At 63.9% G+C, this 17,418-nt stretch carries 22 protein-coding genes; 12 read left to right on the top strand and 10 right to left on the bottom strand.

The annotated features are described in order from the left end of the window. Positions 1–53 precede the first annotated feature (53 nt). Positions 54–704 (bottom strand): choline-binding transcriptional repressor BetI, encoded by a 651-nt coding sequence (gene betI, locus P9273_RS20985; RefSeq protein WP_278050601.1) that lies wholly within the window; start codon positions 702–704, stop codon positions 54–56. A 76-nt stretch (positions 705–780) separates the two neighbouring features. On the opposite strand from betI, the gene choX reads away from it, so the two are divergent. Together choX and P9273_RS20975 are read left to right on the top strand one after the other, a co-directional pair. After that, positions 781–1,719, top strand: coding sequence for a choline ABC transporter substrate-binding protein (choX, locus tag P9273_RS20980; protein WP_278050600.1), 939 nt, complete (start codon positions 781–783; stop codon positions 1,717–1,719). Next, positions 1,716–2,543, top strand: a complete 828-nt coding sequence (locus P9273_RS20975; protein ID WP_278050599.1) for an alpha/beta fold hydrolase — start codon at positions 1,716–1,718, stop codon at positions 2,541–2,543. The genes choX and P9273_RS20975 overlap by 4 nt, the downstream gene beginning before the upstream one ends. On the opposite strand, the gene P9273_RS20970 is transcribed toward P9273_RS20975, so the two are convergent. Beyond that, a complete protein-coding gene (locus P9273_RS20970) occupies positions 2,544–3,302 on the bottom strand; it encodes an NIPSNAP family protein (protein WP_278050653.1) in 759 nt (252 codons plus the stop codon). A 232-nt stretch (positions 3,303–3,534) separates the two neighbouring features. On the opposite strand from P9273_RS20970, the gene P9273_RS20965 reads away from it, so the two are divergent. Continuing rightward, positions 3,535–4,200: a TetR/AcrR family transcriptional regulator gene (locus P9273_RS20965; protein ID WP_278050598.1), complete on the top strand. Its 666-nt coding sequence runs from the start codon at positions 3,535–3,537 to the stop codon at positions 4,198–4,200. A 23-nt stretch (positions 4,201–4,223) separates the two neighbouring features. On the opposite strand, the gene P9273_RS20960 is transcribed toward P9273_RS20965, so the two are convergent. After that, entirely contained in the window at positions 4,224–4,811 is a 588-nt protein-coding gene (locus tag P9273_RS20960) for a hypothetical protein (RefSeq protein ID WP_040980890.1), read from the bottom strand. Between the two features lie 153 nt (positions 4,812–4,964). On the opposite strand from P9273_RS20960, the gene P9273_RS20955 reads away from it, so the two are divergent. Further along, positions 4,965–6,095 (top strand): metallophosphoesterase, encoded by a 1,131-nt coding sequence (locus P9273_RS20955; protein ID WP_278050597.1) that lies wholly within the window; start codon positions 4,965–4,967, stop codon positions 6,093–6,095. 15 nt (positions 6,096–6,110) lie between these two features. Here P9273_RS20955 and P9273_RS20950 read toward each other — a convergent pair whose 3' ends face one another. After that, on the bottom strand, positions 6,111–6,290 hold the full coding sequence (locus tag P9273_RS20950) for a CsbD family protein (protein WP_041001166.1): 180 nt from the start codon (positions 6,288–6,290) through the stop codon (positions 6,111–6,113). 476 nt (positions 6,291–6,766) lie between these two features. Between P9273_RS20950 and P9273_RS20945 the strand changes: the two genes are divergently transcribed. The 5 genes from P9273_RS20945 to P9273_RS20925 all read left to right on the top strand — a co-directional run bounded on the left by P9273_RS20945 (position 6,767) and on the right by P9273_RS20925 (position 10,233). Continuing rightward, positions 6,767–7,087 (top strand): ArsR/SmtB family transcription factor, encoded by a 321-nt coding sequence (locus tag P9273_RS20945; RefSeq protein ID WP_278050596.1) that lies wholly within the window; start codon positions 6,767–6,769, stop codon positions 7,085–7,087. Further along, positions 7,087–7,866, top strand: coding sequence for an SRPBCC domain-containing protein (locus tag P9273_RS20940; RefSeq protein WP_278050595.1), 780 nt, complete (start codon positions 7,087–7,089; stop codon positions 7,864–7,866). Before P9273_RS20945 ends, P9273_RS20940 begins: the two co-directional genes overlap by 1 nt. A gap of 207 nt (positions 7,867–8,073) precedes the next feature. Continuing rightward, entirely contained in the window at positions 8,074–8,829 is a 756-nt protein-coding gene (locus P9273_RS20935; RefSeq protein ID WP_278050594.1) for an SDR family NAD(P)-dependent oxidoreductase, read from the top strand. A 229-nt stretch (positions 8,830–9,058) separates the two neighbouring features. Beyond that, complete coding sequence (locus tag P9273_RS20930; protein WP_278050652.1) at positions 9,059–9,463, top strand: YkgJ family cysteine cluster protein; 405 nt, start codon at positions 9,059–9,061, stop codon at positions 9,461–9,463. A gap of 158 nt (positions 9,464–9,621) precedes the next feature. Further along, positions 9,622–10,233, top strand: coding sequence for a LysE family translocator (locus P9273_RS20925; RefSeq protein WP_278050593.1), 612 nt, complete (start codon positions 9,622–9,624; stop codon positions 10,231–10,233). Here P9273_RS20925 and P9273_RS20920 read toward each other — a convergent pair. Then, complete coding sequence (locus P9273_RS20920; RefSeq protein ID WP_278050592.1) at positions 10,230–11,255, bottom strand: AraC family transcriptional regulator; 1,026 nt, start codon at positions 11,253–11,255, stop codon at positions 10,230–10,232. The genes P9273_RS20925 and P9273_RS20920 overlap by 4 nt on opposite strands. Positions 11,256–11,445: 190 nt before the next feature. Between P9273_RS20920 and P9273_RS20915 the strand changes: the two genes are divergently transcribed. After that, the gene (locus tag P9273_RS20915; protein WP_278050591.1) at positions 11,446–11,871 is read left to right on the top strand and encodes a GFA family protein; all 426 of its coding nucleotides are present in this window, start codon (positions 11,446–11,448) and stop codon (positions 11,869–11,871) included. A 51-nt stretch (positions 11,872–11,922) separates the two neighbouring features. Further along, positions 11,923–12,438, top strand: a complete 516-nt coding sequence (locus P9273_RS20910) for an OsmC family protein (protein WP_278050590.1) — start codon at positions 11,923–11,925, stop codon at positions 12,436–12,438. Between the two features lie 78 nt (positions 12,439–12,516). Here P9273_RS20910 and P9273_RS20905 read toward each other — a convergent pair whose 3' ends face one another. The 3 genes from P9273_RS20905 to P9273_RS20895 are packed head-to-tail and all read right to left on the bottom strand — an operon-like array spanning position 12,517 to position 14,403. Beyond that, entirely contained in the window at positions 12,517–12,903 is a 387-nt protein-coding gene (locus P9273_RS20905; protein ID WP_041001157.1) for a nuclear transport factor 2 family protein, read from the bottom strand. Positions 12,904–12,920: 17 nt separating this feature from the next. Continuing rightward, positions 12,921–13,355 (bottom strand): OsmC family protein, encoded by a 435-nt coding sequence (locus tag P9273_RS20900; protein WP_278050589.1) that lies wholly within the window; start codon positions 13,353–13,355, stop codon positions 12,921–12,923. A 37-nt stretch (positions 13,356–13,392) separates the two neighbouring features. Beyond that, positions 13,393–14,403, bottom strand: a complete 1,011-nt coding sequence (locus P9273_RS20895) for a zinc-dependent alcohol dehydrogenase family protein (protein WP_041001152.1) — start codon at positions 14,401–14,403, stop codon at positions 13,393–13,395. 112 nt (positions 14,404–14,515) lie between these two features. Between P9273_RS20895 and P9273_RS20890 the strand changes: the two genes are divergently transcribed. Next, complete coding sequence (locus tag P9273_RS20890; RefSeq protein WP_278050588.1) at positions 14,516–15,124, top strand: TetR/AcrR family transcriptional regulator; 609 nt, start codon at positions 14,516–14,518, stop codon at positions 15,122–15,124. A gap of 151 nt (positions 15,125–15,275) precedes the next feature. Here the strand turns inward: P9273_RS20890 and groL are convergent, their stop codons facing one another. Then, on the bottom strand, positions 15,276–16,928 hold the full coding sequence (gene groL / locus P9273_RS20885) for a chaperonin GroEL (protein ID WP_041001148.1): 1,653 nt from the start codon (positions 16,926–16,928) through the stop codon (positions 15,276–15,278). 62 nt (positions 16,929–16,990) lie between these two features. Then, positions 16,991–17,287 carry a co-chaperone GroES gene (groES, locus tag P9273_RS20880; RefSeq protein WP_010915433.1) on the bottom strand — a complete coding sequence of 99 codons (297 nt, stop codon included), beginning with the start codon at positions 17,285–17,287 and terminating at the stop codon, positions 16,991–16,993. Between the last annotated feature and the right edge of the window lie 131 nt (positions 17,288–17,418).

Raw genomic sequence — 17,418 nt, 5'->3', positions numbered from 1 at the left:
AGCGCCGAGCAACGCGGCCGGTCAAGCGCGGGAGCTATCGACGGGTATGAACTTTATCCCGCCGAGGCCAGGCCGACGGGCGCGGGCTGGCGAAGCGACAGCCGCCCCGCGACGAAATCCTTGACCTGGCACACGGCCTGCTCGCGCGTGACGCTGCCCGGCTGCAGGCCCAGCCTGAGCCACAGCCCGTCGATCAAAGCGGTGACGCCGAGTACGATCTCTTCGGCCAGTTCGGGCGAAGCGAGGCCGCGCAGGCCCGACAAAAGGTTCGAGCGCATGCGCGCGTGGATCACCTTCTGAATGCGCGCCAGCTTCTCGTCGCGCGGCACCTCGGCGCAGAGCGACAGCCAGGCATGGCAGAGCGGCGGCAGGAACAGGTGCTCCTCGAAATTACCCTCGATCACGGCATTCAAGCGCTCCATCGGCGTCCGCGCCCGCTGAAGCCGGGCGACCACGGCATGACAGAGCACGGCGTTGGCTTCGCGCATGGCGTGCTCGAACAGCTCCTGCTTGTTGCGGAAATAATGCAGCACGATGCCCTTCGAGGCGCCAGCCTGGGCCGCGACCTTTTCCAGCGTCGCGCCGGCGATGCCTTCGCGCTCCAGGACGGTGAAGGCTGCCTGCCGCAACTCCTTGCGGCGAATGTCGCTGAGGCGCGTGAGCTTCACTGGACCGATCCATGCATGGCGAATCCATGTTGACATTTTCGTCCGCTCAGATCAACAATTGACCAATGGGACAATAAATCGACCATAAGGTCAAAAAATGAGGAGAACCGGAATGTTGCGCATGCTCGCGAATGGCGTCTGTGTCGCGGCCCTGATGTTGGCTTCCCAGGCGGCCCGGGCCGCCGAGGCGGAGAGCTGCAAAACTGTCCGCATGGCCGAGCCCGGCTGGAACGACCTCGCCTTCACGACGGGCGTGGCCAAGGTGCTGCTCCAGGCGCTCGGCTACGAGCCGCAGAGCGAGGTGCTCGGCATCAACGTCATCTACGAAGGCATGAAGAACAAAGACCTCGACCTGTTCCTCGGCTACTGGGATCCGGCGATGGTCACCTATTATGAGCCTTATAAGAAGGACGGCTCGATCGAGAATGTCCGGGTCAATCTGGTCGGCGCCAAATACACCTTCGCCGTGCCGACCTATGTCTGGGAGGCCGGCATCAAGGACCTGTCCGATCTGCACAAATTCGCCGACAAGTTCGGCAAGAAGATGTACGGCATTGAACCTGGCTCCAACCAGCTGATGATGGACGCCATCGCCGATCCTCAGTTCCAGCTCGACGGCTGGCAGGTGGTCGAGTCGAGCGAGGCCGGCATGCTCTCGGAAGTTGGCTACGAGATCAAGGAGAAGCAGTTCATCGTCTTCCAGGGCTGGGCGCCGCACCCGATGAACACGATGTATGATTTCAAGTACCTGACCGGCGGCGACAAGTTCTTCGGCCCGAATTTCGGCGCCGCCACCGTGACGACGCAGGTGCGCAAAGGCTATCTGCAGGAATGCCCGAACGTGGCGCAGTTCCTCAAGAATCTCACCTTCGACATCGACATGGAAAATGTCGGCATGGGCTACCTCATCAATGACGGCATGAAGCCGGAGGATGGGGCGCTGAAGTCGATCGCCTTGCACAAGGATCGCCTCGACGCGTGGCTCGCCGGCGTCACCACCTTCGACGGCAAGCCTGGCCTTGCCGCGGTCAAGGAAAAGCTCGGACTGTGAGGCTATCGGAGCCCGAGGATGAGGCCGAGCAGGCCGCATGGGCTGGGCGCAAGCGGATCGTCGATGTCGGCGGTCTCGAGCTTGCCTATGTCGAGATCGCCGGTTCGGAGCCGCCGCTGCTCTTGGTTCATGGCTTCACTGACACCAGCCGCAGTTTTTCGTTGTTGGCGCCGCATCTTTCCGGGCGCCGGCTGATCATGCCGGATCTGCGCGGTCACGGCGCCTCGCAGGCAGGCGAGGGCAACGGCGTCGCCGATTTCGCCGACGATATTGCCGGGCTGATCCGGCACTTGCGGCTAAACCGACCAATCGTCGTCGGGCATTCGCTGGGCGGCATGATATCGATCGCGCTGGCCGCACAGTATCCGGAACTGGTCGGTGGGATGGTGATCCTTGCCAGCACGCTGAAGCCCGATTTCGGATCGGATCACCCGCTGATCGACGGCGTCGCGGCACTGAGGGATCCGATTTCGCCGTCCGACCCGTTCTATGACTGGTGGCACGCCTGCGGACCGGGCGTGCCGCGGGCCTTCCTCGCCGGTCTCGCGAAGGACGCTTCCGCGATTCCCGTGGCGCGCTGGCGAGCCATCCTCGACGAAGTCTGCCGCACCGATCTGACGACATTGGCGCGGGCCGTGCAGGTCCCGACGGTGATCATCGCCGGCGGGTGCGATCCGCTTTTCGGCGAAGCGCACCAGCAGGCGATGACCCGGGCACTCCCCGGATCGCGTCTGGTATGGGCACAGGGCTGCGGCCACAACCCGCATTGGGAAGACCCGGCCTTTGTCGCCAAGGCCATTGCCGGCAGGGTGCCGGTCGGGTGACTACCTCAACAGCGATCGGGCCGTAGGCGTGAGGCGCAATGTCTCTGCCGGTTTCGTCGAAACGGTCTGCATGGTTTCGCGACCTGCTTGCCATGCCGGCGAAGCGGCGAGGGCAGCCAGATGGCTGGCATGGGCATTGCCATCGTCGAAACCGGTAATGGCGATAAAGACATTTTCGCCGGCCCGCACAGGCAAACGCGGAAACGTGTTTTCGGCATGCTCGCTGATGAAGGCGCCAAGCAGCCGGGCACCGTTTGCCGCAAGTTGCGGAACCGCCTCCGCCTGAAAGCGCTCGGCAAAGCCGACCTCGGTACCCACCTGTAAATGGTGAATCGAAATCTCAACAAATCCGGGCAAACGGCTACGATCGCTCATGGTTTCGGTCCCGGCGGCTGTCGGTCGCTGTAAGTCTGAAAGGTCGAACGCCGCGCCCGGCCATGCCGGTTTCAGCAGCAACACGTCGTCGGAATCGACCATCGTCGCATTGGCGGCATCGCGATGCGCGGCCCAGACCGGCCCGCCATAGAAGGCGCTCAGCGCGTCTTTCCTTCCCTCCATGTCCTCGAAGCCGCGCAGCCAGACGAACATGTCGGGGCGGTCGAGGTCGCGGAACTGGCCGATGACGGTCATGCCTGTCGCCTCCTGCGTTTCGACGAACTCCCGATCGAAAAGCGCGATCAGCGTTTCGCGCTGCCCGGGCTTCAGCGTGTATTGCCGGAGTTCCACGACGGGCGAGGCAAGGCGGGAGGGTCGGTTCATGGTCAATGTCTCAAAACAGGGTGATCTTCCTGTTTATAAACAGACCGGTTGTCCTGTTTTGTCAATCTGCTATCGTGATTTTGCTTTCTCCCCTGTGGGAGAAGGTGGATCGGCGCGATAGCGCCGAGACGGATGAGGGGTGTTGGCCGGAGTGCTGTCGGCGCCAAGCTGAAGCACCCCTCATCCGCCTTCACTTCGTTCAGGCACCTTCTCCCACAAGGAGAAGGAGGAGATGGCGATGCGCAAAAAGCGCACCAACGATCCGAAAGGCATGCGCCGACGCGTCCTCGACGTGGCGGAAGACTCCTTCCAGGCGCACGGCTATCACGCCTCGAGCCTCGGCGACCTGATGGCGGCGGCCGGCGTCACGGGCGGCGCGCTGCACCATCATTTCCCGACCAAGAAGGCGCTGGCGCTGGCGGTAATCGAGGAACGGGTAGCGGCGGCGGTCCGGGAGACCTGGATCGAGCCGGTGCTGGCGGCATCCTCGGCCCGCGAAGGCGTGCGGGCCGTGTTCGAGGCGGTGGCCGCGGAGCTTGAGCGACAGGGCTATGTGCGCGGCTGCCCGCTCAACAACCTGGCGCATGAACTGTCGCTGGCCGACGATGAATTCCGCTCGGCGCTGGCCAGGATCTTTGCCAATTGGCGGCAGGCGATCGCCGATAAGATCCGGGCCGACCATCTGGGCGGCGGGGAGGGTGGGACCGATCCGGAGCGTTTCGCGGCGTTGGTTGTGGCGACCTATTCCGGCGCCATGTCGATGGCCAAGACTTCGCAGGACGCCGGGGTTTTGCGGGAATGCCTGAGGGGGTTGGAAAGTTTCGAAGTGTCGCCGTCGCAGGGCGGATCAACAGTAAAACGGCGACGTCGTGTGTTGCCACGGCCGAAGATCGCATAATGCCGGCCGGCGACAATTACGCCTCACTCCCTCAGCGGCTTGATCGTCTCGAACCCCACCTCGCTCTGCGCGCTCGTCCCTTCATCGTATCGCCGCGCCAGCACCGCCTGCAGGTCGGGCGAATAGAGCGCGGTGAAGCTGTCGATCACGTTGCCATTGTCGCCGGTGATCGTTTCGCCGACCACGAGCACGTTGTATTTGCAGTCGCCCAGCTTGTAGGTGTCCTTGCCCTTGACGGCTAAGGCCAGGGTTTCGGTGCCCTTCGGGGCCTTTTTCGAGGACAGCCGCACGAATTCGATCTTGCTCTTGGCGCCGGCCTTCAGCGGGAACAGCTTCTTCAAATCGCCGAGCGGGATCAACGACAGCCGTCCGGTGTCGCTGTCGCGGAACACTTCGATCATTCCGGCATAGAGATACTGCGTCTGCGGCGAGTCCGATTCGTACTTGTTGACGACCGCGACCATGCCGCCGGGCGCCGGCCGGAACTCACTGCGGATGCCGGGCTTTTCGAGCACGAAGCCGGCTTTCGCGGATTTGCCGTCGACGCAGTCGGCAGCCTGCGCGGCGCCGGCGAGCATGGCGAACGTCATGCCGATCGTGAGGGTCTTCATGCCTTCCTCTCCTGGGTGCATGTTCCAGAGCAATGACAGACCCCTGCCGCGCTGTCGACCCGAGAGGCTTTTCCTGCTTTGGCATGAAAGTCTCCGGCGCTGGCCGGGCATTCAACTGGACGAGACGGTTCGAGGGTGTTTAATCGAGTGACGATGAATCGCTCTACGCCAGCAGCCGTTTCACGCCGCATCTTCATGGCCAGGATGGGAGGTCTCGCTGCCGCCTGCGCCCTGTCGCGCACAGCGCGCGCCCAGACCGGCAAGCGCATCCAGCCGATCGACGCAACTTTCCTGTTCATCGCCGACATCCACGCCTGCCGCATGGCGAGCGGCCTCAGCCCCAATTGCCTGCAGGAGGGCAAGACGGACGCGGCACTTCTGCGCAACGTCGCGGCGCTGAACGCGATCGCGGACAAAAAATGGCCGGCCGAGATCAACGGCGTCGCCACCGGGCTGCATTCGGCCGGCGAGCGCATCGGCACGCCGCTCGGGATCGTCACCGGCGGCGACATCACCGACGATGGCGGCGGCCAAGTCACCGAGCCCAGCGAAGGCACGCAGCTTCTGCAGTTCTCCCAGCGCTATCAGCAGGGCATCGGGCCGGACCGCGTCCATATCCCGGTCTATGTCGGGCTCGGCAACCACGACCTCGACCAGAACGGCTCGCCGCCGCACGTCGATTGGTATCGCCGCGAGTTGCGCGACTATGTCGAGGTCAACCATCGTCCCGGCGTTTTCTTCAAGCCGCCGGTGCCGGCGACCGAATACGACGTCGATACCGATTGCTATTCCTGGGACTGGGGCGGCCTGCATCTTGTCCAGACGCACCGCTTCGCAGGCGACACCGCGCATGGCGTGATCAGCAGCCTGCCTTGGCTGAAGCAGGATCTGGCGACCTATGCCGGCGACGGTCGGCCAGTAATCCTGTTCCAGCATTACGGCTGGGACAGTTTCTCGACCGAGCGCTGGGACCCGGTGAAGCGCACCTACGACGACGATGGCACCGGTCGCCCCCATTGGTGGGGCGAGGCCGACCGTCAGGCGCTGCTGGCCGCGATCAAGGGCTACAATGTCATCGCCGTCTTCCACGGTCACCAGCATCAAGTGCCGATGATCTATCAGCGCGACGGGCTCGACATCGTCAAGCCGAAGGCCGCCTACATGGGCGGCTTCGCGCTGGCGCGGGTGACGGCCGACAACATGGATGTGGTGCTGGGCGAGGCGGTCGGCGATCATGGCGAGATCGTCTTCACCAGCGCATTTGCGAAGGCGTTCGATACCTGACGCGAGGCCTGCCGGTCACATCGCCTTTTTGAGCATGGCTTTCATGTCGCCACAGGCCTTCTGAACCTGGCCTGCGGATTTTTCCGCCATGCCTCTGATCTGCATCGAGCGATTTCCGATGGCCTTGCCTATCGTTTGCCGGACCGAGCCTTTGATCTGCTTGGCCAGGCCCGCTATCTGATCCATGTTCATCATCTCCGCTTCTCCCGGAGATCAACGCGCGAGAGAAACGGGTTGGTGCGGTCGCGGTTCCGTTCGGCATAGCGGCCGGCCGGTCACCTCTGATGGCGGGGGGCAAGAATGTCTCCCGCGGCCTATGTGGGCCGGGCAGGGCGGTTGGAGAATCCCATGACATCCGCAAATTCCCCACTCGCCGGCACGGTCGCGCTCGTCACCGGCGCCTCGTCCGGCAACGGGAGGCGACAGCCGCCGCTCTTGCCGTCGAAGCCAAGGCTGGCGACGTCACAACCATGGAGGCGCTGACCGCCGAGGATATCGCCAATGCCATCCTCGCTGCCGTGAGGCTGCCGCCGCGAGCCAATGTCAACGAGATCCTGATCCGGCCGACCGACCAGGAACGCTGAGCCAGCAAGGAACAATGCGGCGCCGGTCGAGCAGAATTGACCGGCGCCGTTTTTCGGCATAAATACGTAACCGAATGGATACGCATTATGCCGCAAACTGAGCAGGACCGTTCCGTCTTCCGCGTCATTGCCGACCCGACGCGGCGCGCTATCCTTGACCGGCTGCGGCAAGGGCCGGCTCCGGTGAACGAACTGGCCTCGGCCTTCTCGCAAAGCCGGCCTGCCATCTCCAAGCATCTGAGAATCTTGCGCGAGATCAATGTCGTCTCCGAGCAGCGGCACGGCCGCGAGCGCGTCTACCGACTGGAGCCGGCGGAACTGAAGCACGTCGCCGACTGGATCCTGCCATACCGCGATTTCTGGCAGCAAAGCCTCGGCAATCTCAAAACCTATCTGGAGAACGAATAATGGCCACCAACAACGGACCGCGCGCGATTGCCGACATCTCCGCCGGGACAATCCTTGCCACGGTGACGATCGCCGTCCCGCCAGAGCGCGTCTTCCGCGCCCTCACCGCGCAGGACCAGATCCCGCTCTGGTGGGGTGCCGACGACATGTACCGGACGACCAGCCACGTGGCCGATGTGCGGCCGGGCGGGACCTGGCGGTCTGAAGGCAAGGGCGCGGACGGACAGGATTTCCATGTCGGTGGCGAGTATATCGAGGTCGAGCCGCCGCATCGCCTGGTGATGACCTGGAAAGCGCCTTGGGACGGGAACAACGTCACTACCGTCACCTACACGTTGGAGGCGGTGGAGAACGGCACGCGGCTGACGCTGCGCCACGAAGGCTTCGGACAGCGCCGCGACTCCTGCCGCGATCACGGTTCCGGCTGGGAGCGAGTGCTGGGCTGGCTCGGCGATTTCCTGTCCGCGGAGATCGGGGCCAGGCCGCCTTCGGTCTTTTATTGCCGGATGATCCCGCCTAGGCCGGACTTCGCCTTCACCCTGACGGAGGAGGAAAGGTCGCTGATGAACTCCCATGCGGACTATCTGCGCGGCCTGCTTCGCGAAGGCAGGATGATGATTGCCGGACCGGTCGCCGATCCCACCGGCCCTTGGGGGCTTCTGATCCTGCAGGCCGGTACGGAGGCTGAGGCCCAGGCCGTGACCGACCGCGATCCGCTGGCGCGTTCCGGTCGCGGCTTCCGCTATGAAATCCTGCCGATGTTGAGCGTGATCATGTAAGGCCCGACAGAAAACGCCTCTCGCATTTTTACCGCGGCCTTCCTGTTCGGCATTTCACCGCGATCAAGCCGCCAAGGATTGTCGGCCGCCCGGCCGGAACCAAAGCCGGGACGGGCCGGAAATCGCGTCAACTGATCCGATGGCGGGCCTTCAAGCTTTGGCCATGCGGCCTATGTGAAGGGGCGGGCCGGGCATCTGGAGATTCTCATGACATCCGCAAATTCCATACTCACGGGCAAGGTCGCGCTTGTCACCGGCGCTTCGTCCGGCATCGGCGAGGCTACCGCCGTGGCCCTTGCCGCGGCCGGCGCGAAAGTCGCGGTCGCCGCCCGTCGTGCCGATCGCCTCGAAGCACTGGTTGCCCGGATCGAGAAGGCAGGCGGCGTCGCTCTCGCCATTGAAGCCGATGTTGGCAAGGCCAGCGACATTGTCGCGATGGTCGACAAGGTCGTATCCGAATGGAAGCGGCTGGACATCCTCGTCAACAATGCCGGCGTCATGCTGCTTGCGCCCGCGGCTGAAGCCGATCTCGACGACTGGCGGCGAATGATCGAACTCAACCTGATCGGCCTGATGGCGACAACCAAGGCGGCCCTGCCGCATCTCAAGGTTTCAAAGGGGCATATCGTCAATGTCTCGTCAGTCGCAGGCCGCGTGGCCAATCCGGGTGCCACCGGTTATGCGGCGACCAAGTTCGGCGTGGTGGCTTTTTCGGAATCGCTGCGCCGGGAGGTCTACACCGACAAGGTGCGCGTCACCGTCATCGAGCCGGGCCTGGTGCGCACCGAGCTCGGCGACCACATCACCAACGCGCAATCGAAGGCCGGGCTCGAACACCGTCTCGCCACGATGGAAGCACTGACCGCCGAGGATATTGCGAACGCCATCTTCTATGCCGTCAGCCAGCCGCCGAGGGTCAACGTCAACGAGATACTTATCCGTCCGACCGATCAGGAGCGCTGAACAACAAAAACGCCTCTCGCACTGTTACGCGCGGGAGGCGTCTTGACGTCAACCTTTCTCGATCGCTCATGAACTGCTGACGACACGGACAAAACCCACAGCCGGCGAAAGAGTTCCCGGAAAAATGCGAAAAATCGCCGCCGGAAAATCTGCTGGGGATGGACGAGCGTCCCGATCCTGCGTCAAGACAAGGCACGCATGAGGAATTGCCTTGCCGCTCGACCCCGCCATCACCTTATCGCTTCCGCAAAGCGCCGCCTTCGACTGCCAGAGCTGCGGCGCCTGCTGCTCCTATGCGGCCGACTGGCCACGCTTTTCGACCGAGGCGGATGAGCAGCTCGACCGGATCCCGGCCGAGCTGGTCGCGGCCGACCAGTCCGGCATGCGCTGCGAGGGCGCGCGGTGCTCGGCGCTCACCGGCGAGGTCGGCAAACATACGGCCTGCGGCATCTATGATCTGCGCCCCGATGTCTGCCGCGCCTGCATGCCAGGCGGGGACGACTGCCTGATGGCGAGGGCAGCGCATGGGCTGCAACTGCCAATCTCCCCCCTTGTGGGGGAGATGCCCGGCAGGGCAGAGGGGGGCGCTGTCCCGCCGGCGCCTCAGACGAGCTTCGATCGGACATCCGAGTAGATTTCAAAAAGAGGAAACTGAGAGGCCGCATTCCTTCGCGCCCCCTCTGGCCTGCCGGCCATCTCCCCCACAAGGGGGGAGATCACGCTCTCCCCCGCTTGCCTCAACCCACGCCTCCCGATACCTTCCCCGGCCGGGCAGGGCAGCGGAGCAAATCCATGAGCATCGAATTCCTGTTGACGTCGCTGATCATCGTGGCCTCGCCCGGCACCGGCGTCCTCTACACGCTGAGCGCCGGTCTTTCGCGCGGCGCGCGCGCCGCCGTCATTGCCGCTTTCGCCTGCACGCTGGGCATCATCCCGCATATGGCGGCCGCTATCACCGGCCTCGCCGCTGTGCTGCACACAAGTGCCGTCGCCTTCGAGACGCTGAAATATCTCGGTGTCGCCTATCTGCTCTACATGGCCTGGAACACGCTGAAGGAGAAGGGCGGCCTCAGCATCGACGAGAACGCCGCGCCACGCTCGACCGCCAGAACGATCACCACAGGCATCCTGGTCAACGTGCTGAACCCGAAACTGTCGATCTTCTTCTTCGCCTTCCTGCCGCAATTCGTCAGCACCACCGAGCCGCATGCGCTGCCCAAGATGCTGGAGCTCTCAGGCGTCTTCATGCTGATGACCTTCGTCTGCTTCGCCAGCTATGGCGTGTTCGCGGCATCGGTGCGCAGCCATATCGTGTCGCGGCCGAAGGTGCTGACCTGGATGCGCCGCAGCTTCGCTGCCGCCTTCGTCATGCTCGGTGCCAAGCTTGCGCTGGCCGATCGCTAGCTCTCTGATCCGTTCCCGGTTTCGGACGCCTCGTCGCCTCCTGAGCCAGCCGCAGCCCGAACGCCGAGGCGCCAGGCCGAAGGCGGGACGCCGATCATCTTCTTGAAGGCGCGGCTGAACGCGGCTTCGGATTCGTAGCCGATCTCTGCCGCGATGCTGGCGACGTTGCTGTTGCCGGCGCTGAGCAGTTCCGAGGCGATCTGCATGCGCCATTTGGCGAGATAGTGCATCGGCGGCATTCCGACGATTTTGGTGAATCGCTCCGCCAGCACAGTGCGCGAGAGCGCGGACTCCTTCGCCAGCGCCTCCACCGTCCAACTGTGAGCTGGACGGTCGTGGATCAGCGCCAGCGCCTTCGCCAGATGCGGATCGCGCAGGCCCGCCAGCCACCCCGTTTGCTGCGGCGGCAGTGACTCCACATAGCGGCGCAGCACGTCGACGAACATCAGTTCGCTAAGCTTGGTGAGCACTGTTTCGCTCCCGGCCCGCTTCTCGGTCACTTCCGAGACTGCGAGCCTGATGAATTGGCCGAGCCAGCCGCCATCGCCTTCGACGTCCGCGGCCTTGATGACGGGCGGCAGGGCTTCGAGCAGCGGATTGAAGGGCAGAGCATGGCAGGCAAGATAGCCGCAGACCAGCCGGGCCGACAGCGATCCGTCCTTGACGTAGTTGATCGGGAAGGGCGTCTGGCTTGCGGCCGCGATCTCCAGCACATCCGCGGTCGGCGGTTCGGCCCTGAGGTCGGGCGTGCTCGACATGATATGCGGATCGCTGTGGGTGAAGACCACGACCTCGCCGGCTTCCACCGGGATAGCCTCCTGGCCGACGATGCGGGCAAAGCAGCGGCCGGCCGTCAGCACGTGATAGGAAATCAGGTGATCCGCGCCAGGCAGTATCCTTGGCAATATCGAGGCGGGCGCCGGCGAGCAGACCGCCCACGGATCCTGGGCCTCGATGTCGAAAAACGTCGCCCCGGTGAGGCGCACCGTTTTCAAAAGATCCGATAGAGCATCCCCGGCCATTCCACCCCTGTCTCTAGCTTCGCGGCGATCCGGCGCGACATCCCTTTCCAGTTCCGGACGCGCTGTCAACTAACGCGGACGCCCCGTCATTCCGTCCACGACCGGAAGCTTTAAACCCCAACTGGCGCCAAGAGCCGTCGTCAGTTGGACGCTAAGCGCAATCGAACGCAACGAAAGAAGGACGAAAGTCATGACGGTACATAAGGGCGGGTGTTTTTGCGGCGCCGTGGAAATCGAAGTCCACGGGACCGCCGAGGCGATGGGCTACTGCCATTGCGGTTCCTGCCGTTCGTGGTCGGCGTCTCCGGTGAACGCCTTCACGCTGTGGAAGCCCGGGAACGTCAAGGTCACCAAGGGCGCGGAGTTTCTATCCGGCTTCGAGAAGTCCGCCATGAGCGACCGCCGGTTCTGCACCAAGTGCGGCGGTCATCTGATGACGGATCATCCGCCGCTCGGGCTGGTCGACGTCTATGCGGCCACCATACCGACGATCGAATTCACGCCGGGAGTCCACGTCAACTACGCCGAGACGGTCCTGCCGATGAAGGACGGGTTGCCCAAGCTGAAGGATTTTCCCGCCGAGCTCGGCGGCTCCGGCATCGCCATCCCGGAATAGGCCGATGGATGACCATTTCAAAAAACCGCATTTCACCACAGGAGAACTTGAATGGATATCGCGACGTTTCGCGCCACGCAGGAGCCCATCAAGGATCTTTATCGCAAGGACGCGCAGGCAGCGCTTCTTACCCTAAAGGCCAAGGGCAGTGCCGACGATTCCAAGGTGACCTGCAAGGTCGAGACCGGACGCGGGCTTGCGCTCGCCGGCATCCATCCGAAGGCCGGCGGCAGCGGCCAGGAGCTTTGCTCCGGCGACATGCAGCTGGAGGCGCTGATCGCCTGCGCCGGCGTCTCGATGCGGGCGGCTGCTGCCGTCCTTGAGATTCCGATCAAGTCGGCGGAGATCTCCGCCGAGGGCGATGTCGACCTTCGCGGCACGCTAGGCGTCACGGAAGGCGTGCCGGTCGGCTTCAAGGAAATCCGTCTGCGTTTCGACATCGAGTCGGATGTCGAGCAAAGCCGGTTGACCCAACTCATGGAGCTGACCGATCGGTACTGCGTGATCTTCCAGACGATCCAGCGCAGCCCCAAGACCTTCGTGAAACTCAACAGAGTGGTCTCCTAGGCCGCGACTTGCCCGGAATCCAAATCCTGGCGGGGCGGATTCCGGGCTGGGCCTGGCGCGGCTCTTCCGCGCCAGGTCCTATCCTTTGACGTAGCCCATCGCCTCGACGATTTTGCCATCGGCGACGCGCATCAGATTGACGCCGCGCAGCGAATTGCCGTCGGACATCCAGAAGCGCCACCGGATCGTGGCGCGGTCTCCGGCGATGAATGTTTCTTCGAGATCGAAGCGCGTTCCGGGTCCGGTGGCGATCGCCGACCACAGTTCGACGCAGGCGGCCTTGCCGACGCGGCGGGCGCCGTCAGGCGCCGGCGTGGTGTTCTCGATCACGCAGTCCTGCGCCACCAGCTCGTCCAGTGCCGACGGATCGTGACGCTGGAAGACGTCGTTGTAGCGCCGTATGATTTCCGCGGTCTCGGCGGAGCGCTTGGCCGTGGCGATGTCGATGATCAATTCCTGGGTCATTGGATTCTCCTGGCATTTCATTGAGCTGCGAGGCTCGCCTTGAGCGTGATGGTCGCGACGCCGGCCAGCGCCCGCGAGACGAGGCAGGCCGCCTTAGCCTTCTGCGCCAGCCGCTCGAAATCCTCGGTCGAGATACCGGCGACGCGCGCCTCCGTTTCGAGCTCGATGCGGGTGAGCGTCGGTCCGGCCGTGGTCGCGCCGAGATGCACCTTGGCGATCGTCTGGATGTTCTCGGCCGTATGGCCTTCGGCGCCGAGTATGGCGGTGAGCGCCATTGAGAAGCAGCCGGCATGCGCGGCCGCGATCAGTTCTTCCGGATTGGTGCCCGGACCGCTCTCGAAGCGGGACGGGAAGGAATAGGCGCCTTCGAACACGCCGCTGCCCAGCCGCAGCCGGCCGGATCCTTCCTTCAGCGTGCCCTGCCATTGGGCTGAGGCTTCACGGATTGCCATGGCTGATCTCCTCTCTGTTTGCGGGAAAGTGTGATGGTCAGGCGCCCTCGATGACGACCTTGCCGAAGACATCGCCCTGGTCGAAATGGCGGTAGGCTGCGCGCGCCTCGGCGAAGGGGAAGATCTTGTCGACGATCGGCTTCAGCCGGTGCGTGGCGACGGCGGCAAGCATTGCCTCCAGCCCGTTGCGGCTGCCGACGAACAGGCGGCCGATGGTGACGAGGCTGCGCTGGTAGACGGCGCCCGGAATCTCGACCGACTTGCCGCTCTTGTCCTGCACGGTGAGCAGCACGATGCGTCCGTAAAGCGTGCTCGCGATCAGCGACTGCCGAAAGGTCGCCGGACCGCCGGTCTCGACGACCAAGTCGATGCCGCCGGTCGCCTCGCGCAATTTCATGCCCCATTCCGGTGTTTCGACCGAAGCGATGACGAGGTCGGCGCCGAGCGCGAGCAGCCTGTCGGCCTTTTCGGCGCGCGAGGTGACGGCCGCCACGCGGCAGCCCATGAGCTTGGCGAACTGCAAGGCAAACAGCGCGACGCCGCCTGAGCCGATCACCAGAACCCATTGTCCTGGCTTCGGAACCTCGGCTCCAGTCAGCGCGCTCCAGGCGGTCAGCCCGGCGCAGGTGAAGGTCGCCGCCTCCTGCCATGAGAGATGGTCGGGCAGTCGCACCGCCCATTGCTCATCGAGAAGCGCATATTCGCCAAGCATGCCGTCCAGCGTGCAGCCGAGTTGATCGACGATGCCCGGATGCATGCGGCCGTCGATCCAGCGTGCGAAATAGCTGCCGGTCACGCGGTCGCCGACGGCAAAGCGCCTGACACCGTCGCCGACGGCCACCACTTCGCCGGCGCCGTCGCTCAGCGGCACGATGCCGACGCGTGGCGTGAGCGGATAGGTGCCGTTGAGGATCATCGTGTCGCGGCGGTTGAGCGAGGTGGCGCGCACGCGCACCAGGATCTGGTTCGCCCCTGGCTCGGGCATTGATACCTCGCGCACCGCCAGCTTCTCGATGTCACCGAATTCCTCGAGCCAATAAGTCCGCATCACTGCCTCCGAAATATGTAGACCGATTTACATATTATGTAGACCGATTGTCATATTATGGGCAAGCCCTATAATGCGCGCTCCTGACAGAGGTTGACATTGAGAGGTCGAGGTGGCGACAGACACACGGACCCGCATGATCGAGGCGACGGCGCTGCTCATCCGGCAGCGCGGCTATCACGGCACGTCGCTGAACGACATTTTGAGCGCCAGCGGCGCGCCGCGCGGCTCGCTTTATTTCCATTTCCCGGGTGGCAAGGATCAGCTTGTCATCGAGGTGACGCGCGCCAGCGTGGCCGATGTGACCGAGCGGCTGGGTGCGGCGCTGTCGGAGGAAAGCGATCCCGCCGTCGCCGTCCACCACATCTACCAGTCGGTCGCACGAATGCTGGAGGAGAACGAGTTCTCGCTCGGCTGCCCGGTCGCGCCGGTCGTGCTTGATGGGCCCAACGATGTGCCTGACCTGACTGAAATCTGCCGCTCGGCCTTCGAGCAGTGGATCGGACTGCTGCGCCAGGCATTCGTCAGGGCAGGGGTGCCGGAGCGGCGCGCGCAGGCGCTGGCGCTGCTGGTCGAATCCTCGCTCGAAGGCCTGATGGTGATCGCCCGCGCCACTCGCGACCGTGCCCCGGTCAGCGTTGTCGCCGATGAGGTGGCGGCGCTTGTCGAGCAGGCCGTGCTCGCCGGCAAGGTGGCGCAGCGAGCGGAGAGCGCCGCATAGCGCCGGTTCTCAAATGCTAAACAAAAAGGGCGCCTTTCGGCGCCCTTTCCGTATCAGTGATGGGTCCGGACCTTTTAGAAGTCCATGCCGCCACTCAAGCCCGCTTGCGGGCTTGAGCAATGTTAGTTGATGGGCGTGCTTTATGGACTTCTTAGAAGTCCATGCCGCCCATGCCACCCATGCCGCCGCCGGGCATGCCGCCCGGCATACCGCCGGCAGCTTCCTTCTTCGGAGCTTCGGCGATCATGGCTTCGGTGGTGACGAGCAGGCCGGCGACCGAGGCCGCGTCCTGGAGAGCGGTGCGCACGACCTTGACCGGGTCGACGATGCCCATGGCGATCATGTCGCCATAGTCGCCGGTCTGGGCGTTGTAGCCGTAGGTCAGAGCCTTGTTCTCAAGGATCTTGCCGGCAACGATCGAGGCTTCCGCGCCGGCGTTGGCCGCGATCTGGCGGGCCGGAGCCTGCAGGGCGCGACGAACGATGGCGATGCCCGCGGCCTGGTCGGCATTGACGCCGGTGGCCTTGACGGCGTTCGAGGCGCGCAGCAGCGCCACGCCGCCGCCGGCGACGATGCCTTCTTCCACGGCCGCGCGGGTCGCGTTCAGAGCGTCGTCAACGCGGTCCTTCTTTTCCTTCACTTCCACTTCGGTCGCACCGCCGACGCGGATCACGGCAACGCCGCCGGCGAGCTTTGCCAGACGTTCCTGCAGCTTCTCCTTGTCGTAGTCCGAGGTGGTTTCCTCGATCTGCTGCTTGATCTGGGCGACGCGGCCCTGGATCTCGGCCTTCTTGCCGGCGCCGTCGACGATGGTGGTGTTCTCCTTGGAGATCGACACCTTCTTGGCGCGGCCGAGCATGTTGAGGCCGACGTTCTCGAGCTTGATGCCGAGGTCTTCCGAGATGACCTGGCCACCGGTGAGGATGGCGATGTCTTCCAGCATGGCCTTGCGGCGATCACCGAAGCCCGGCGCCTTGACGGCGGCGATCTTCAGGCCGCCACGCAGCTTGTTGACGACCAGCGTGGCCAGAGCCTCGCCTTCGACGTCTTCCGAGATGATGAGCAGCGGCTTCGAGGTCTGAACGACAGCTTCCAGGACCGGCAGCATGGCCTGCAGGTTGGAGAGCTTCTTCTCGTGCAGCAGGATGTAGGCGTCTTCCAGATCGGCGACCATCTTGTCGGCGTTGGTGACGAAGTAGGGCGAGAGATACCCGCGGTCGAACTGCATGCCTTCGACGACTTCCAACTCGGTCTCGGCGGTCTTGGCTTCCTCGACGGTGATGACGCCTTCGTTGCCGACCTTCTGCATCGCTTCCGCGATCATCTTGCCGACCGACTCGTCGCCATTGGCCGAGATCGTGCCGACCTGGGCAACTTCCTCGGAGGTCTTGATCTTCTTGGCAGCCTTGCCGAGAGCGGCGACGACTTCACCGACGGCGAGGTCGATGCCGCGCTTGAGGTCCATCGGGTTCATGCCGGCGGCAACGGCCTTGTTGCCTTCCTGAACGATCGCCTGGGCCAGAACGGTCGCGGTGGTCGTGCCGTCGCCGGCGATGTCGTTGGTCTTCGAAGCGACCTCGCGCACCATCTGGGCGCCCATGTTCTCGAACTTGTCCTCGAGCTCGATCTCCTTGGCGACGGTAACGCCATCCTTGGTGATGCGCGGGGCGCCGAACGACTTGTCGATGACGACGTTGCGGCCCTTGGGACCGAGGGTGACCTTCACCGCGTCGGCGAGGATGTTGACGCCGCGCAGCATGCGTTCACGGGCATCGCGGGAGAATTTTACGTCTTTTGCAGCCATTGTTAGCTCCTGACAGAGGCTCGGGAGGAGCCCGAAAATTCAATTGATGGAGAGACCGATATTCAGCCGATGATGCCCATGATGTCGGATTCCTTCATGATCAGAAGGTCTTCGCCATTGAGCTTGACTTCAGTGCCAGACCACTTGCCGAACAGGATGCGGTCGCCGGCCTTGACGTCCAGCGGGACGAGCTTGCCGCTTTCGTCGCGAGCGCCCGAGCCGACGGCGATGATCTCGCCTTCCTGCGGCTTCTCCTTCGCCGTATCCGGGATGATGATCCCGCCGGCGGTCTTGGATTCGGATTCGACCCGGCGAACGACCACGCGGTCATGAAGCGGGCGGAACTTGGACTTTGCCATGTTGTCTTCCTCGAATGAGAACGGTGAGAACTGTTCCTCCATCCGGCGAGGCCGCCGGACATCAGTTAGCACTCACTAGAGGCGAGTGCTAACGTGGCGCTGAAATAAGCTGGCTAGGTGAGAGAGTCAAG

It is taken from the genome of Mesorhizobium sp. WSM4935 (assembly GCF_029625735.1).
GTDB lineage: Bacteria > Pseudomonadota > Alphaproteobacteria > Rhizobiales > Rhizobiaceae > Mesorhizobium.
This window is presented reverse-complemented; position numbering and strand designations above follow the sequence as displayed.

Bases quoted from the DNA above. Each gene is read 5' to 3' on its own strand.
- P9273_RS20965 (WP_278050598.1), top strand. From the start codon at position 3,535: ATGGCGATGCGCAAAAAGCGCACCAACGATCCGAAAGGCATGCGCCGA.
- P9273_RS20935 (WP_278050594.1), top strand. From the start codon at position 8,074: ATGACATCCGCAAATTCCATACTCACGGGCAAGGTCGCGCTTGTCACC.
- P9273_RS20915 (WP_278050591.1), top strand. From the start codon at position 11,446: ATGACGGTACATAAGGGCGGGTGTTTTTGCGGCGCCGTGGAAATCGAA.
- P9273_RS20960 (WP_040980890.1), bottom strand. From the start codon at position 4,811: ATGAAGACCCTCACGATCGGCATGACGTTCGCCATGCTCGCCGGCGCC.
- P9273_RS20945 (WP_278050596.1), top strand. From the start codon at position 6,767: ATGCCGCAAACTGAGCAGGACCGTTCCGTCTTCCGCGTCATTGCCGAC.
- P9273_RS20910 (WP_278050590.1), top strand. From the start codon at position 11,923: ATGGATATCGCGACGTTTCGCGCCACGCAGGAGCCCATCAAGGATCTT.
- P9273_RS20920 (WP_278050592.1), bottom strand. From the start codon at position 11,255: ATGGCCGGGGATGCTCTATCGGATCTTTTGAAAACGGTGCGCCTCACC.
- P9273_RS20970 (WP_278050653.1), bottom strand. From the start codon at position 3,302: ATGAACCGACCCTCCCGCCTTGCCTCGCCCGTCGTGGAACTCCGGCAA.
- groL (WP_041001148.1), bottom strand. From the start codon at position 16,928: ATGGCTGCAAAAGACGTAAAATTCTCCCGCGATGCCCGTGAACGCATG.
- choX (WP_278050600.1), top strand. From the start codon at position 781: ATGTTGCGCATGCTCGCGAATGGCGTCTGTGTCGCGGCCCTGATGTTG.
- P9273_RS20925 (WP_278050593.1), top strand. From the start codon at position 9,622: ATGAGCATCGAATTCCTGTTGACGTCGCTGATCATCGTGGCCTCGCCC.
- groES (WP_010915433.1), bottom strand. From the start codon at position 17,287: ATGGCAAAGTCCAAGTTCCGCCCGCTTCATGACCGCGTGGTCGTTCGC.
- P9273_RS20905 (WP_041001157.1), bottom strand. From the start codon at position 12,903: ATGACCCAGGAATTGATCATCGACATCGCCACGGCCAAGCGCTCCGCC.
- P9273_RS20900 (WP_278050589.1), bottom strand. From the start codon at position 13,355: ATGGCAATCCGTGAAGCCTCAGCCCAATGGCAGGGCACGCTGAAGGAA.
- P9273_RS20895 (WP_041001152.1), bottom strand. From the start codon at position 14,403: ATGCGGACTTATTGGCTCGAGGAATTCGGTGACATCGAGAAGCTGGCG.
- P9273_RS20955 (WP_278050597.1), top strand. From the start codon at position 4,965: ATGAATCGCTCTACGCCAGCAGCCGTTTCACGCCGCATCTTCATGGCC.
- betI (WP_278050601.1), bottom strand. From the start codon at position 704: ATGTCAACATGGATTCGCCATGCATGGATCGGTCCAGTGAAGCTCACG.
- P9273_RS20950 (WP_041001166.1), bottom strand. From the start codon at position 6,290: ATGATGAACATGGATCAGATAGCGGGCCTGGCCAAGCAGATCAAAGGC.
- P9273_RS20940 (WP_278050595.1), top strand. From the start codon at position 7,087: ATGGCCACCAACAACGGACCGCGCGCGATTGCCGACATCTCCGCCGGG.